This is a genomic window from Segetibacter sp. 3557_3, assembly GCF_004354985.1.
Taxonomy (GTDB): domain Bacteria; phylum Bacteroidota; class Bacteroidia; order Chitinophagales; family Chitinophagaceae; genus Segetibacter.
The window spans coordinates 208,720-226,349 of the sequence record NZ_SMSK01000009.1; the positions used below are offsets into that span (position 1 = coordinate 208,720).

A 17,630-nucleotide genomic window follows, 5' to 3' on the forward strand; every position below is an offset into this window, starting at 1 on the left:
TAGCCATCCAGAAATCTATGAGCGTTGAAAGGAATCTCGACAACTGGCTAAAGCGAGGAATCTGGCTGTTCCTTTTTTTATGGATATTTGAAGGAGCCTTACGAAAGTGGTTTTTGCCTGCCTTGTCTGAGCCTTTACTTATCGTGCGTGATCCGATTGTTCTCGCTCTGATTATCATAGCATTGAACCGAGGTTTGCTAAAATTTCACATGTATCTCTTTTTAATTACTATGATTGGGAGCATAAGCTTCTTTACGGCATTGTTTATGGGTCACGGCAACATTTTTACAGCTATCTACGGAGTGCGCACCCTACTTCTTTATTTTCCTTTAATCTTCGTAATTGGAAATGTTTTCGATCAAGAGGATGTAGTAAAAGTGGGTAGGTTTCTTCTTACAATCTCAGCTCCAATGACGATCTTACTAGCCTTGCAATTCTATAGCCCCCAATCTGCTTGGGTAAATCGCGGGGTGGGTGGTGATGAACAAGGTGCAGGGTTTGGGGGTGCCTTAGGCTACTTTCGCCCGCCTGGAACTTTTTCCTTTACAAATGGAACAACGTGTTTTTATAGTTTAGTCGCTCCGTTTCTGATTTATTTCTGGTTATATCAGAAGAGAATCAACAAACTGGTATTAATATCAGCGACCGGAGGGTTGCTGGTGGCTATACCCTTATCTATCAGTCGAGGGCTCTTTTTGCAAGTAGCAGTTTCGATTTTATTCCTAATATTAGCGATTTACAAGAACCCAAGACTCCTTACTAAAGTATTGTTTGGTGCAATAATAATCTCAGTTGCTTTTAAAATTCTAAGTGAGGTCAGCTTTTTTGAGACTGCTTCTGATGTATTCTCCAGCCGATTTGAGGGCGCCAATCAGCACGAGGGAGGTTTAGTGAAAGGCGTATTAGGAAATAGATTTCTCGGAGCCTTAGTAAGAGGCGTTGAGTCATCTGTAGACAATAGTATGTTTGGATTCGGCATCGGAAGTGGTACACCTTTAGGTGTTAAATTGCTTAGGAATAATAAGGTGGCATTATTAGCAGACTTTGAATGGATGAGGGAAGTTGGAGAAATGGGTGTGCTAGGTCTTTTTCTAATAATTTATAGAGTCGTTTTTGCGCTTAAACTTAGCATATTAAGCTTTCGCAAATTAAATAATAATGACCTTCTTCCCTGGTTGCTTATGAGTGTTGGCATCTTGATTGTCGCCCAGGGGCAATTACATCAGCCTACGGCTCTCGGCTTTGTAGGTTTAACAGGTGGTCTTTGGCTAGCTTCAATGCGGAAACATTAAGGCAATCGCATGAATGCAAACAAGTTTCTTATTCAAGAATAATCAGGGATGTCGCAAACTGTCTTTAATTATTATTCTAAAGTAAATAAATTATAGATGGAAATGCTGACTGGATGTCGTCGATGTCATCAGAACACTCTTAATTACGGTGCCAGGAACGCTCCTCGGAACAAAAAGGTCAACTTCTAAAACTAAACATTGTTAAAGCTTAATTTAGAGCCTAAGATTACCAACGTTCTGACGGTTACCCTCGCAATCCGATTTCGAAGCAATAGCCTGATAAGCATAAGAAAATATGTACATTGTCATCTTCGCCCACCCACAATATCTGGGGCATCAAAGTATGCCACGTTTTACAAATATGTTAGTACGTGGATTAGAACCTCGTGGACATACAATTGAAATTTTTGCTCCAGGGAGTAAGTGGCATGATTTGGCATGGCTTAAACCATTAAGAAAGTGGTTTGGCTATATCGATCAGTATATCATATTTCCTTCAGATGTTAGTCGAAAAATAAAAGGCATGCCATCAGAGACGTTGTTTGTTTTCGCTGATCAAGCATTAGGCCCATGGGTACCATTAGTTGCAAATCGTCGACATGTTATTCATTGCCACGACTTTCTTGCCCAGCTCTCTGCGGTGGGTAAAGTTGCAGAACATGGAACAGGGTGGTTTGGACGTCAATATCAGTCGTTCATTAGACGAGGTTACTCACGAGGGAAACATTTCATTTCAGTGTCAGAAAAAACAAAGGCGGACTTACATCAATTCATCCGATCTAACTATGAAACTTCTGAGGTGGTTTACAATGGATTAAATAACTTCTTTGAGCTTCTAGATTTACAACAAGCAAGAGTTATACTAGGAAATAAGGTGGGAGTAGATCTTTCGCTTGGATACATACTTCACGTCGGAGGAAATCAATGGTACAAGAATCGTCCTGGAGTTGTGGAAATCTATAATAAATGGCGGGCTTTATATGACATGCGTTTACCACTTTTGTTAATTGGAGAAGCTCCTTCAGAAGATCTAACCGCAATTCATGAACAATCTGTTTTCCAAAAGGATATTCATTTTATAAGTGACCTTCAAGACTGCTATATTAATATGGCATATTCCGGCGCCTCCGTTTTCATATTTCCATCTTATGCTGAAGGTTTTGGGTGGCCGATTGCTGAGGCGATGGCGTCGGGGTGTCCAGTCATTACTACGAATGAAGCGCCAATGACAGAAGTAGCTGCAGCTGCCGGCTTTTACATAGGTAAACGACCAAAACATGAGACTTTTGAGAATAAATGGGCGAGTGAAGGTGCCGAAATGGTCAACAAGGTATTAACCTTATCTTCCGGTAAGCGAAAAGAAGTTGTCGAGTTAAGCGTAGCTAATTCAAAAAGATTTGACACTGACTCAGCTATAGATCAAATTGAAGCGATTTATTTATCGATATTATCTAGGTAATATGAAAATACTACATCTCGTACCTGACCTTAATCCTAAGCAAGGTGGAGTAGGCCAAGCTGTAATAACGCTAGTTTCGGGACTTGCAGGTTCAGGGATTGAAAATGTGATTGTAACTTTGGAAGATTGTAAATCCGTTCATAATGTAAACAATTCTTTTACAATCATTGCCCAAGGTCCCTCGAAAGGTCCTTGGAAATATAGCTCAACCTTACTTCCATATCTGTATCAACAAACAGGATCATTTGATGTGGTTGTTGTGCATGGATTATGGCTCTATCATAGTTATGCGATCAGAAAAGCAACTAGGAGATTGCGTGAAAAGAGTCAGTTAGGACTTTTGAAGTCAAAGAAACCGAAGCTGTTCGTAATGCCTCATGGCATGCTTGACCCTTATTTCCAAAATGCTCCGGGAAGAAAAATCAAAGCAGTCAGAAATTGGTTTTATTGGAAACTTCTCGAACGGAAATTAATACAAGAGGCAGACGGTTTGTTATTCACTTGTGAAATAGAACAAACTTTAGCTAAGCAAACCTTTCGTCCATATCGTCCTAAAAACGAGATAGTAGTAGGTTTAGGTACAGAGGCCCCCCCGCTTTTTGAAATCAGCATGAACGTCGCTTTTCTGAAGAGATGCCCCGCGCTGGTCAATAAACCATACATGCTATTTATAAGCCGTATACATGAAAAAAAAGGGGTTGATCTTCTTATTAAAGCATACGATTCATGTCTAAGAAAACATAAGAACGTGCCTAAACTTGTAATTGCAGGCCCCGGATTGGAAACTCAGTATGGCAAAATGATCGAGGAATTGGTTTTGGAACGAAAACTTCAAAATCAGGTATTCTTTACGGGCATGTTATCAGGAGAGGCGAAGTGGGGAGCTTTTTACGGCTGCGATGTCTTTATTCTCCCAAGCCACCAGGAAAATTTTGGGATTGCTGTTGCAGAAGCACTCTCGTGTAGTAAACCCGTTTTGATTTCAAATCAGGTGAATATTTGGCAAGAAATCAGTCAGGCTCAAGCCGGTATAATTGACATTAATTCATTAGAGGGCGTTAAACAGCTCATTGAAACATGGTTGCAAATGGATAAAAGTATGCAGCTGGAGATGGGAGCGAGAGCCAAAGAATTGTACATTAATAACTTTTCGATAGATGCTACTATCGGTAAAATAATTGAAAGTTTTACACTTGATTAGCTCCGTGATTTCCCTATCAGTCGTGAAGCCTCATCACCGAAGAATATTCAATAGTTCTATACTCAGGCATAATGCATAACGTAGATACGCATACAGGTCCCTCGTTTTCTTTAAAAAACCGCATAGCTAGATTGGCTTGGAATGTAACAGCTTCAATCTTTTTCAAGTGGTCCCCTACGCCTTTACATTCTTGGCGCTCTTTTTTGCTCCGACTTTTTGGAGCAAAGGTGGGGAAAAGGGTTCATGTATATCCGCATGCTAAAATCTGGGCACCCTGGAATTTAGAACTGGCTAATGAGTCTGGCATTGCAAATGGCGTAATATTATATTCACAGGCCAAAATTTCCATTGGCGAACGAGCTGTCATCTCTCAAGGTGTAAATTTGTGCGCGGGAACTCATGATTATAGCGTTCCTGGCTTTCCTTTGATTTCAAAACCGATACAAGTTGGCAAACAAGCCTGGATTGCTGCAGAAGCATTTGTACATCCGGGGGTGAAAATAGGAGAAGGATGTGTTATCGGTGCTAGATCAGTGGTAAGTCAAGATATGCCATCTTGGATGGTATGTGTCGGCTTTCCATGTAAACCGATTAAAGAAAGGAACTTTGGAATTGAAGTAGCTAAGGTCTAAAAAATACAATATCGTTTATATGTCCACTTTAATTGATATGACAATTGTCATCCCTGTGCGAAATGAAGAGAAAAATTTGGCGGGGTGTTTAAAAGCAATAGGAAGTGACTTTGCAACAGAAATTGTCGTTATCGACTCTAATAGTACTGATCTGACAAAAGAAATTGCAATAAATCACGGTGCACGTTTCTTAAACTTTGATTGGAACGGAGAATTTCCTAAAAAAAGGAATTGGTACCTGAGAAATCACGCACCTAACACTAAATGGATTTTGTTTTTGGATGCAGATGAATATCTCACCGAAAGCTTCAAAACTGAACTAAGGAGGAGATTATCTAGTGAGCAGAAGTGTGGATATTGGCTTAGATACTCAATTTATTTCATGGGCAAAAAGTTACAAGGAGGGTACCCATTAAGAAAATTAGCCTTATTTCATACAAGCGCAGGCGAATACGAAAAGATCAATGAAAACAATTGGAGCAAATTAGACATGGAAATTCATGAGCACCCCGTTATAATGGGTGACTTAGGTGAAATCAAAAGCCAGATTGATCATCAGGACTACAGGGGAATAGCCTCATATATAACTAAGCATGTTGAGTATGCAGCTTGGGAAGCTGAAAGATTTCTGAAAACACACGCAAGTTCTTCCTCTGCAGTTAAATGGACTTGGAAACAGAAGTTGAAGTACCGTATAATGCGGAGTGTTTGGATAGGCCCTATCTTTTTTTTCGGCAGCTTCTTTTTTCTAGGCGGTTTTCGGGATGGATCCAGAGGCTTGGCGTTCGCGATTTTGAAGATGTCGTACTTCAATCAGATATACTGCCGAATACAAGAAAAATCTAGGCAGGACGCAATTAGTAAGTAGGGTATTCAGCTTAGCTGAATTTCTGGTCGTATGACGAATCATTTAAAGCTATGGCAGAATTGTTTGGCAATGAGCAAACACTTAGATAAGGACAGTTCTGAGGTCATAATCAATGTTCTAATTATGAATTCACATATATTCTGGTTTTTTTTCATTGTACTAGGATTTACTGCGAAAAATTCCTTATGCGGCCAAGGCATTGACTCAGCCTTGACTTTTACCTTATCAGAAAAGGCTACAACAAGTGCAGGCATCTATAAAAAAGATACGTTAATCAAAACTCTTTGGAGCGGGAGAATGTATGAGGCAGGAACTTTTCAGGTAAATTGGGACGGAACAGATGATGCTGGTAAAATAGCCGACTCAGGAGACTACAATGCTAAAGTTATCTCCAATAACATCAAAGCAAACTGGGAGGGTGTTGTTGGAAATACATCTTCCTCAAAGGTTGGATCGGGGGTTCACAGGGGCTATTCTTTTATGTCTGATATGTGCATTACAGGCGGCAATATCTATTATGCTACTCAGTATGATGAACTACGGAAAACTCAGCATAAGGCGTCAACCTCTAATCCTAATGTCGCCATACCCTTGTATGGTGCCGGACATTGTGATAGCTATCTTGTTTGTTCAGACGGAATAAATGTTTATTGGGGATCGAGGGGTCAAATCGGAGGAGAATACAACAAATTTTTTATCTTCGGGACAAAGGTAAACGATGATAAAAGAGTCAGTTTCCCTAATGGCCAAAACATCGATCTAGATTACTCAAAAGGAAGCTATAATTGCTTTGCGTACTGTAGCAATCTCAGCATTACGGATATAACCGTTCAAAAAGGTGGCAATTTCTTTTTTGTTGCCGAGGCAACGAATCAAAACTTAGTTGTTTACAATAAAACGACTGGGGCTCTGATCCAAAACCTATTTGTGCCTGGAATAAAATCAGTTGCTACTGACTCTGCTGACGGTCTTTGGATTGGCACTTCTCAAGAGATCAGAAATTATCGGGTGAATGTAAATGGAACTCTCTCGGAAAAGTCACTCATTGGCACGTTCAGTGATCTTAAGGCGATAGAACTAAATACAAAGGACAATCTTATTGTAGCTGCTGACGGTGGAGACTCCCAACAGCTGATAGCCTACTCAACACTAGATGGGTCTGTGATTTGGACTTTAGGAAAAAAAGGGGGGTATCTAAATGGGCCGGAAGTTGGTAATGAAAAGTTTTATTTTGATGCTCTCTCTACTTTTATCTCCTTCGACCGTGATGGTTCATTCTGGGTGAAAGATGGCATGAACTACCGGGTACAACAGTTTGACTCCTCAAGGGTTTTTATCAACCGCATCATGTATTGCCCGAATACATATGCTGTCGCTTTAGATAAAGGTGACTCGTCTAGAGCGTTCTTGAAGTTTCTGGAATTTAAAATTGATTACTCAAAACCATTGCTTCCAAACAATGGCTCTTGGCAGCTTGTAAAAAATTGGGCAACACCAGGTGTTTATGGAGCCTACGACAACAATTTTGTGTGTCTAAGTGATGTTGTTACACTACAAAATAAACGAACTTACTGTTTTGCGTACAACATCAAGCAAGACCGAAAAGAATTGGTAGAGTTGATAGATCGCACCGGCTTGCGGCCAATCAAAGATTATTACTCCGGAATTGCTAATCTCTACCCAGATGGAATATACTATGTAACGCCAGAAACAAGCGTGGTAAACGACACAGTGAAGTGGATAAAGCATTCGCTGCTTGGATTTGGTTCCGACGACAATCCACGATTCGGACCGCCAATAATTTTAGCTAAACTATTAAAAAACGAAACAGATCCTGTATTCAACGGCAACAGAACTAATGGAACCTTCGGCGAGATCCAAAACGAGAATATTATTACGTTTGATGGAGGTGCAGCATTAAACCCCTTTGAAAGCAAAGGGTACCACTTAGGCGCTTTAAATATGCGAACAAATAAATTTACTTTTAAAACAGCTTATAATACAAGTAAAACATATGCTGGTGAGTTTCCTAGTGATGAACGGTATGATGTAGGAAATGAAACAAATTACCCTGGCAGCCAAGCCCGGGTTTGTGGCGACTTTATCGTTCAAGGACACCATGGTGAATTCTGGAAAGGCGGGCAGACTAATGAATATAAATTATTTTTTAAGAATGGGTTGCTTCTAAGAAATTTTGGAACAAATGTTCAAAAGATAAATCGTGATCTTGCTGCTCCTGCTGAGATGGCCGGTAATGCTCTAACAATATGTCTGACAAGAGTAGATAAAAGCATTTACATGTATCATGGTGATGAAAGCTACCACTCTGGTTTACATCGTTGGAAAATATCAGGTATCGAAAGTGTTCGAGAACAAATCATCCCGATTACAAGGTTCTTTAAACGGACGGCCGAGCGTCCAGTTCTGCCGGGAATTGATTTACTTGAAAAATTACCCATTCACAGTATTTTGCCTGATAGTGCTGCAGGATGGACCAGACACCCGACTAAGGATGAGTACACGCGCCATGATCAGTATTGGAGCGTCAAAACTAATGTAAAAACATACGATGATATTGTTTCACCAGACCTTTTTGTTCAATATCAACATACCCAAAGCCCTTTCATTGTAAACCGAAAATTAGGTGATTATAATCAGTTACTGTCTTGGAAACTCTACGGCACAGTTAGCTATGAGAATAACAATCCTAATATGAGCTTTGGTACCAGTATGTACCTTCAGGTTTTGGATAATGCAGGAAAAATCCTTGTGCGATTTTTTACAACATTGATATGGAGTGATTTTCCAGTTGTCAACCTTTATGCAAATAACACCTTAATCTTCACCGGCAGCAGAGATGAGGTCTTCTCCATGATGAATAAATTCCAGTCTATTGAGTTTACGATGGAAGACCGCAAGATCAGTGTAAAGTATGGAAAGTTTGAGAGCGTAACAGTAAAATCTTTCGATGCTGAAGGCGATTTAATGAGTCCAAAGACGCTTCAACTATACTTTGATTATGTAAATGGTCCAGCCTATATCAAAACAATTGACTTTGCGAAAATGCGGTTTACGTTTCATAGAAAAGGGACTTACTATCGTACTCGTGCAAGTGGAGAATGGATTGATATTGCTTCCTGGCAAGCTTCATCGGACAACCAGACCTGGTCAAACGCGTCAACTGTTCCAGATAGTTCTGCAAACAGCATCGTAATTCAACCTGAACATACCATTTCTTTGAATGATACAATTGTTGTCGACCAACTCAATCTCCTCCCAGGTGCTGTACTTAACCTACACCCAAATGCCCAATTTATTGTTAATGATGGTCCAGATGACGATATCATAATTAATCCCGGCGCCAAACTTAATCTTAAATCTGATTGTTGGGGAACTGGAAGTATTGGCAGTTCTACTGGAACGATCCGTGGTGAGGTAACCGTAGAACACTTCATTAGCTCTTCAAGCAGCCGAAAAAACTTGCTTTTAGCACCAATTGTGAATACAATTGCCAGTGTCAAACCGTTTATACGTGATAACTGGCAGGAAGGTCAGACCAACTTAACAATAAACAATAACACCGATATTAAACCTGGCTTCGGCACCCACATCACCGGCTCCGGCCCAACAGGATCGGGTTTTGACCCCACAGCGACCGCAGTAAGTTCCCTATCTACGTTTAACCAGGCTGCTCCCTCCCAGGGGTGGGTGCCAGTCCTGAATACGAATGCAACCACCCTTGATGCAAAAAAGGGCTACCTGATTTATATCCGTGGCAGCCGGAGTTACGACCTTAGCAAAGCCTATCACCAGGACTCATCGTGGCACACCACCCTACGCACAACCGGTACCTTGCTCACGGGCGACCAGGTCTTCAGCAACCTGGAAGGAAGGGGCAGGTCAAGCCTCGTCACCAATCCTTACGCATGCGTGATTGACTGGAAAAAAATCTATACTGATACTACAACCGCGAACGCGGCGCACTTTGAAAGCACTTATACTTTCTGGGATCCAAATACCCAAGGCTATCGAACGGTTGATGCGAACAGCACTGATACCAGTTTGTTGTTGATAAAGCCAGGTACCGCGTTTTTCATTAAGGCGAAAGCAGGTGCAATTGCTCCGACACTTACGATAAAGGAGACCCATAAGGTCTTAACTTTTCAAATCCACCCCCCGTTTTACCTTCTAAAAAGCACTTCTCCCCCCTCCGGTTTTGTCCACTGTTTAACCCTTCTTTGATAATCCCTTCACGAAGTACCCCATCGCGTTTTGTTCACCAAAGCACCACTGATATACAAACAGGAAATCACACAGCAATAACAAAGAGAAACATTCGTTTAATTGCATTCAAATACTTTATTATATAATTTAGCCCCGCTAAATCGCTCCTTTACCATAAAGAGCCCTAACCTGGAGAAACAGCCTTTAATGTTTGAACGTATTCCTGTTAACCCTCCGATAATTCCACCTGTTCCCATAGGGATAAACAGGCCCCAATGGTCTGTAATGATCCCGGTTTATAATAGCCTTCCCTATCTATCGCATACGCTCAAAAGTGTTTTGTCCCAGGCTGACCAGGTTGACAACATGCAGATAGAAGTAGTTGATGACTGCAGCACCGACGGTGACGTGGAAGCATTGGTATTAGCACTGGGCCAGGGAAGAGTCCGTTATTTCAGGCAGGCAACGAACGTGGGCAGCCTGCGCAATTTTGAAACTTGTTTGTCGCGTGCAACCGGCCACTGGGTACACCTTTTACACGGGGATGACCTCGTAGCGCCCGGTTTTTATAAGGAGATCCATGCACTTTTTGTTGCCCATCCCGAAACAGGAGCGGCATTCACAAGTTTTGAGATGATTGATATCCGGGGTAAGGTCGTTATCAGACCCGAAAACCTGCTCTTACAGAAAATAGGTGTTGTTCCGGACCTGTTGACCAGGATTGCCCGGCGACAACTCATCCAGCCGCCTGCAATGGTTGTAAAAAGGGATGTGTACGAAAACCTGGGCAGTTTCTTTGCTGTTCACTATGGTGAAGACTGGGAAATGTGGGCGAGAATAGCGTCAAAATACCCAGTCGCCTATTCGCCAAAGCGGCTTGCGCAATACAGAATAGCCAATCCTGCCAGTATCAGCCACCAATTTTTAGTGTCGGGCAAAAACATTAAGGACATCCGCACCGTTATTGAAATAATACAAAACTACCTGCCCGATACCAGTAAACGAAAACTCAAAGCAGCGGCACTACAATACTACTCCATCTACTCTTTAAAACTGGCTAATGCACTATTGTCGTCTGACAGGAGGGCTGCATTACGACAGGCCCGCGGTGCCTTCGGGATCTATAAAAGTTTTAAGACCCTTTATTGGCTTTTGAGGTTTTATCTAATGTTCATTTTCCGCTACAAAGAACTGGAGAAGTTACTTCGGTTGAGTAAATCATAAAATCCGGATCGATATTTAGACACAGCGCCCCTTTAATCCCCAAACTCCTGCCCTGCCCAATTGAACGGGCAATGCTGCTCACAAGGATCTACAGCATAACTATAACCCTATCATACCCACCCGAAACATCAAGCCCTCAAAAAGAATCAGCACATAAGTTCTGCATTTCTAAAAACGGAATGGTTGCTATCAACCGCTTCTTTCTTCTTTCTATAAAACGCAAATAGGCTGCCCATTCGGGCAGCCTATTTTTTTTGCTATTAACGACCCAAAGACGCTCCGAAACATAATGATTGAAAACGAAGGTGTACATTGAAGATTAGTCCTATTCTATCATTAATTGACATCATGCAGGTTCCTGCACCTTTCTGAATGCGTTCACGAATTCTACCAGGGGATTTAGAATCATTTGTCCAATTAATACATTTACCTCAAGCTGATTTACATCGGGATAAAGTTTATGATTCTTCTGAAATAATAATACAATGTCGTTTACTTAAGGTGAGTGGCAGAAATTGGTGAATAAAGGGATGCGGTACAAGGGAGTGACACCCGTCCGAACGCAGTTCATCCGGGCGGGCAACGATGGCAAATAGAATCCCCACAGCTGGTCACCAAAGATTTCTCTTAAGTAAACGACATTGAATCATAATACATCAAAAAAGAGACACCCCAACATGGTTGGGGTGTCTCTAGAAGTATACCTGGTTAGAAATGATAATTGCCCTTAATTATTCTTTTGAGTGGAGCAATTTGCCTGTTATCCTCTCATTACCTACCCTTAAGACGTAAATCAGGCTCGTACGGTGACTTTCAGGCACGTTGTATTCAAATGATTGGCTGACACCTGCTTGAACGGCACCCTGGAATACGCTAGACACTTTTTGTCCCAGAGAATTGAAAATTTCCAAGGTTGCTTTTCCAGATACGGGAGACTTCACGACGAAGCGAACTTTACTACCATACGGATTAGGTGACGCCTTTACGGAAAGCCTGGTTGTAACTATATCCGGGGTCACCGCTTTTGACAGATCCGTATTGGAGATGGCTGGAGATGTACTGGTAACTACCTGGCAATCCTGAGCAGTTATTGTTTCTGTACTACCCGGAACTGGTATAGTTGGCGGATTAGCACCGGTTCCGTAAAAAGTGCTAAAGTTGTAAACCGAAGAATTGCCGGTTACCTTATTGCCAACGATGGAGTTGCTGTTGTACTTAACCGAAACCACATAGGTTTGTGGAGCACTACTTAATCCGCTTAGCGTAATCACCGGTTGAGAAGGATCAGCGTAACTGATTGTGCCGTTCCTGGTGATTTGGGTACAGTTTGAAGTCCAGACCTTGATTTCATTTGTAGTAAACAATCCCTGGATCACACCATCATTACTTTGCGCTAGTTTAATGCTTAGCGTAGTGACACCGGCAGGCTTTTCAACATAGGCGTAATAGAACCACGCACCTGGGCTACTGGCATTTGTAACTTTACCGCCGCTTTGCTTGAAGCATAAAGACTCTAATGGAGCGACATCCTGGTTCTTGAAGTTCTCACATGTTGTACCAGTTGGGAAGATGTGGTTAAGACAAGCGGGGATGGTAATTGTCTGCGTGCAGGAAGACTGGTTACCGCAGGCATCTGTCGCCGTCCACGTTTTGGTCCAGGTCACTGACCCATCCGGGTTTGTCGTTGTTGATGGATTACCACCTTGTGGTGTGATAGTGCCACCACAATTGTCGCTTACAATTGGTGGGTTAAAGGTTGGCGTTTCACCGCAGTTGGGTGCAGCCACTACAGCACAGGTAATCATTGGTTTTTGGGTGTCCTCGGTCCAGGTGAGGGTCTGGCTCACGGAAGCTTTGTGTCCGCAATGATCCTCGGCAGTCCATGTACGGGTCCTCGTTTTGGTGCATCCACTACCACCATTGACATCCTCAGTCGTTACTCCTTTCAGACCGCAGTTATCTGTAAAAACAGGCGCATCAAAGTGACTGTTGATATCACCAGGATTGCAGCCCAAATTTTCATCAGCACCTTCAGGTGTTTGTAGGGTCGGATCTTCAGTGTCTGCCGCCCATGTAAGCGTCTGACTGACTGAAGTCTTGTTTCCACAATTATCCTCAGCGGTCCACGTACGGGTTCTGGTTTTGGTACATCCGCTACCGCCATCAACATCTTCAGATGTCACTTTTTTCAGCCCGCAATTATCAGTGAACACAGGCGCATCGAAGTTACTATTGATATCACCGGGACTGCAACCCAGGCTTTCATCCGCACCTTCAGGTGTTTGTACTGTCGGATCCTGGGTGTCCGCCGTCCAGGTAAGGGTCTGACTAACTGAAGTCTTGTTTCCGCAATTATCCTCGGCAGTCCATGTACGGGTTCTGGTTTTGGTACATCCGCTACCGCCATCAACATCTTCTGTAGTCACTCCTTTCAGTCCGCAATTATCACCAAAGACAGGCGCACTAAAATTAGCGTCGATCATAGTAGGATTGCAGCCAAGATTTTTGTCGGCACCTTCAGGAGTTTGTATGGTTGGATCTTCAGTGTCTGTTACTTCTACGGTCTGTTCACACTCTTTCGAAGGACAGTCAACTGAATTAGTCGTGTTGGCAACCCTCAATTTAAGTGTATATGCTCCACATGAAGCTCCGGCCTTTACTGTAACCGATTGTTGATTGTTAGCACCCTCGATACTACCGTTCCCGGTTATACTCCATTGGTAACTCAAATTTGGTCCGGCTGGCCCGGAAAAAACGGAAGTTCCATTCGGACACACCGAAGCAGGACCTCCACTGATACTACATGGTGGTGGCACACAACAACCCACGCCGTAGATGTCACCCACGCAACATTCAGAACCGGCTTTGTAAATAGCACATACTTTCTGTAAGGAGTAGTTCAAGCCGTTTAATACCAGGGTGAAAGATTTCGGCGTGTTACCAACATCGGCACCATCGAATTTATAAAGCGGCCCCGAACATGTTTTTGAAGGATCACAAGACCGATCCGGGCCAGTAAGCACCTGCCCTCCACCACTATTACTTACAACGCTTGAAGAAGGGGGGCAAAAACTCATCGTAAAGTGACTTAAATCATGTTGTGCCTCATTTTTTGATATGGTCCACTTAAACGTGGTTTGCGATGCAGCAACGTTATAGAAGATTTCCGTTTTTACATCAAAACCACAACTGTTGTTTATTTTGGTGTCATTAGCTGTCTGACCTAAGGCCGAACTGAGCAATGTGACACCTGCAATAAGTAATGAAAGTGTATTTTTCAGCAAAGCTGGCCATTTGCATCGTTGATGAAAAAGGCGGTTAGGCATATTATAGGCGTACATATTGTTGGTTTGTTTTTAAGGTAAAAGGTTTTGATTCTGCAGAAAATGGACAGGCATTCTAACGAAGACATTAACCCTCAAAGGCTTCGAAATGGTGGCGAGATGTCAGAAAGAGCAACTATTCTGTACACTGAATAAAAACGGAAAACACCGGCATGAGAATTTTTTGAATTCATGTTCATGACTTTGCAGGTTGAGGAACTTACCGTGCGTTTCGTTGAATATTTATCCAAGAATGTAGACTGGCTAAGCCGAATTCGGCGTTAACAAACAAATGCTTAGAGCATAAGATTTCTAATCTTGTACTTCCAAGGTTGGCCAATGCCTTGCAGTAAACATTATTTATCAAGAGTCCTGTGGTGAAAACTTCTTAGCAGATCCATTTATTACTGACTCTAATTGAAAGCTTGTTCACTACAATAGATAACTCTCCCATGTAATGAACAATGATTGTTTAAGTAGCTAAGAGAAATCACTTATTGATTGCTTACGGGTATAGCTTATGCCATTCCACTTTAATGATTGATAAAGCTTACCTGGCCGCGATGATTCCGATATGTCCTTATGCAGGGTTTTCAAAAAATACTGGGACACAATTTTTATCACTTAAATACAGTAGGTCTTCATGCGTATTTAGAACTAAGTAGATACTAAATTTAATATGGTTTTAACAATCTTCATATAGCATATTTATGCTACACGTTTCATCACACGCTTAAACCAGGGTATCAACGGAATCTTCAGATCCAGAACTTGGCTGAATTGCCATTCTCTCTACAGCTAGTCAAACACCTCCATAATACTGGAACGATAGCTCCCACCCACCATCATCACCCCCACTCATGACCACAATCATCTCCCTTGAGCAAATGCCCCCCTAATTTCGCCCCTGTCTCATAACCCCTACCTGTTTAATGAAGCCAGTCGCTGTAAGCACCCAAGTAACCTGTTTTCACTGTGGCGAAGATTGCGGTAAGCATCCTGTGGTCGCACAGGAACTCCAATTTTGTTGCGAAGGCTGTAAGATGGTTTATGAGATATTAAACCAGGGCGGACTATGCGACTACTACAACCTTTCCAAAAACCCCGGCAGCAGGCAGACCAGCATTGTACGCGAAAACAAATTTGCTTTTCTCGACGATCCCAGCATTGCACAACCCCTCATTGCTTATAGCGACGACACGCAAACACATGTATCTTTTTACCTGCCCCAAATGCATTGTAGCAGCTGCCTTTGGCTGCTCGAAAACCTCTTCCGTTTAAACCAGAATATCATTAGCTGTAAGGTTAATTTCACCAGGAAGGAAGCGGAAATCATCTTCAATCATCGGGAGGTTTCATTGCGCAGCGTAGCAGAACTCCTGACCAGCATCGGGTATGAACCCTATATCAGCTTCAGCAACATAAAGGACGCTAGGCCTGGGGTAAGTAAAGCAAAAATCTACAAACTCGGGGTTGCCGGCTTTTGCTTCGCAAACATTATGTTGCTCAGTTTCCCGGAGTACCTGGGTATAGATGGCAAGGAAGTAAACCTGGTGCGCCTGTTTCGCTACCTGAACCTGCTCCTGAGCTTTCCCGTTTTCTTTTACTGCGCAACCGAGTTTTACCAGGGCGCATGGAGAAGCCTTAAGCACAAGTTTTTAAACATAGATGCGCCCATTGTGTTAGCCATTTGGGTAACGTTTGCACGAAGCCTCTACGAAGTACTAACCGGCACAGGCAGCGGTTATTTTGATAGCATGACAGGTATCGTGTTTTTTATGCTGGTTGGTCGTATCCTGCAGGATAAAACATATGCGCAATTGAGCTTCGACCGCGACTACACGGCCTACTTCCCTATTGCAGTAACCCGTTTAAACAACAACGGCGAATCGTCCGTTGCACTGCCCGACATTAAACTGAACGACACCTTACGGATACACCACCAGGAATTGATACCTGCAGACGGCATATTGACCCGGGGCAAGGCCTTGATAGATTATAGTTTTGTAACCGGCGAAAGCTTGCCGGTTGTAAAAGAGATGGGTGAAATCATTTATGCTGGCGGCAGGCAAACGGGGAGCAACGTAGAGATGCTGGTGATAAAGGAGGTCGCCCAAAGCTACCTCACCAAACTATGGAACCGCGATGAACTGAAGTCGGGCAAAAAGGATGAACAGCGATCCTTTGTTCATCTTACCAGCCGCTATTTTACCTGGGTTGTTTTTGGTATCGCGGCCATCACAGCAGCATATTGGTTAGTGAACGACCCCACCAAAGTTGCAAACAGCGTTACAGCCGTAATGATCATTGCATGCCCCTGTGCCCTACTGCTCAGCAATACCTTCACCAACGGAAACATCTTAAGCATGCTTGGCCGTAATCAATTTTACCTGCGCAATGCGCAAACAATTGAAAACATCGCCAAAGCAAACCACATTGTATTCGATAAAACGGGAACCCTGACCAATGGTGCAAGCCTCGAGATCAGCTACGAGGGCGAACTGCTGACCCCGCAACAACAACAATGGATAGCCTTGCTCGCTTCCCAGTCTGCACACCCCTTAAGCAAAGCAATAGCCGAACACCTGGGCGACAGATCGCCGGAAAGTATTACAGGCTTTACGGAAACAGGTGGCCTTGGTCTCCGGGGTTCTATAGCCGGTAAAGCCATATGTATGGGCTCGAAAAAATTTGTATTGGGCAACAAACAGGGTGACGAAAAAACGGCTGTTTATGTGTCCATCGATCGCAAATACAGGGGCAGGTTTATCGTTAAAAACCACTACCGCGAAAACATTGTAAAGCTGTTCTCGAAGTTGCGCAAGGGCTACTCCTTGTCTGTTTTAAGTGGTGACAACGCAGGTGAAAAAGATTTCCTGCAAAACCTGCTTGGCAAACGCGCGGGAATATACTTTCATCAAGGGCCCCATGATAAACTCAACATGATTAAACAACTGCAAAGCACCGGTAAAAAAGTGATCATGGTTGGCGACGGATTAAATGATGCCGGCGCACTAAAACAAGCTGATGCAGGTATTGCGGTAAGCGACAACTGCAACAATTTTACACCGGCCAGCGACGCCATTATCCAGGCTGAAAAACTGCCGCTGTTACACAAGTTCATCAGGCTCTGCCGCATCAATAAACGTGTGGTGGTAAGCAGTTTTATCATATCCATTTTGTACAATGTGGCAGGCATCTATTTTGCGGTACAGGGCAACCTTTCACCAATGGTCGCAGCCATACTGATGCCCGCCAGCAGCCTCAGCATCATCTTAATTTCTTTTGCCGCAACAAACCTTGCAGCCTGGAAGCTTGGCTTAAAGTAAGCCCATACCAATCCCTAAATTCTACCGCAATCTCTTATCCCCCTATTCAATCCGCAGTAATGGTTCAGTGCGCAACCA

General features: G+C 42.9%; 9 protein-coding genes. 8 read left to right on the forward strand and 1 reads right to left on the reverse strand.

The features are described from left to right. Nucleotides 1-17: 17 nt before the first annotated feature. The 7 genes from EXU57_RS14990 to EXU57_RS15020 all read left to right on the forward strand — a co-directional run bounded on the left by EXU57_RS14990 (nucleotide 18) and on the right by EXU57_RS15020 (nucleotide 10,900). Nucleotides 18-1,292 (forward strand): hypothetical protein, encoded by a 1,275-nt coding sequence (locus EXU57_RS14990; protein ID WP_133269036.1) that lies wholly within the window; start codon nucleotides 18-20, stop codon nucleotides 1,290-1,292. A 295-nt stretch (nucleotides 1,293-1,587) separates the two neighbouring features. Next, entirely contained in the window at nucleotides 1,588-2,751 is a 1,164-nt protein-coding gene (locus tag EXU57_RS14995) for a glycosyltransferase (RefSeq protein ID WP_133269037.1), read from the forward strand. A 1-nt stretch (nucleotide 2,752) separates the two neighbouring features. After that, nucleotides 2,753-3,952, forward strand: a complete 1,200-nt coding sequence (locus EXU57_RS15000) for a glycosyltransferase (RefSeq protein ID WP_133269038.1) — start codon at nucleotides 2,753-2,755, stop codon at nucleotides 3,950-3,952. A gap of 71 nt (nucleotides 3,953-4,023) precedes the next feature. After that, nucleotides 4,024-4,584: a putative colanic acid biosynthesis acetyltransferase gene (locus tag EXU57_RS15005; protein ID WP_133269039.1), complete on the forward strand. Its 561-nt coding sequence runs from the start codon at nucleotides 4,024-4,026 to the stop codon at nucleotides 4,582-4,584. Nucleotides 4,585-4,603: 19 nt separating this feature from the next. Next, on the forward strand, nucleotides 4,604-5,452 hold the full coding sequence (locus tag EXU57_RS15010) for a glycosyltransferase family 2 protein (protein WP_133269040.1): 849 nt from the start codon (nucleotides 4,604-4,606) through the stop codon (nucleotides 5,450-5,452). Between the two features lie 123 nt (nucleotides 5,453-5,575). Continuing rightward, nucleotides 5,576-9,694, forward strand: coding sequence for a hypothetical protein (locus EXU57_RS15015; protein WP_133269041.1), 4,119 nt, complete (start codon nucleotides 5,576-5,578; stop codon nucleotides 9,692-9,694). A gap of 189 nt (nucleotides 9,695-9,883) precedes the next feature. After that, nucleotides 9,884-10,900 carry a glycosyltransferase family 2 protein gene (locus EXU57_RS15020; protein WP_133269042.1) on the forward strand — a complete coding sequence of 339 codons (1,017 nt, stop codon included), beginning with the start codon at nucleotides 9,884-9,886 and terminating at the stop codon, nucleotides 10,898-10,900. Nucleotides 10,901-11,631: 731 nt separating this feature from the next. Here EXU57_RS15020 and EXU57_RS15025 read toward each other — a convergent pair. Then, nucleotides 11,632-14,184 (reverse strand): hypothetical protein, encoded by a 2,553-nt coding sequence (locus EXU57_RS15025; RefSeq protein WP_133269043.1) that lies wholly within the window; start codon nucleotides 14,182-14,184, stop codon nucleotides 11,632-11,634. Between the two features lie 971 nt (nucleotides 14,185-15,155). On the opposite strand from EXU57_RS15025, the gene EXU57_RS15030 reads away from it, so the two are divergent. Then, nucleotides 15,156-17,552, forward strand: a complete 2,397-nt coding sequence (locus EXU57_RS15030; RefSeq protein WP_133269044.1) for a heavy metal translocating P-type ATPase — start codon at nucleotides 15,156-15,158, stop codon at nucleotides 17,550-17,552. Nucleotides 17,553-17,630 lie beyond the last annotated feature (78 nt).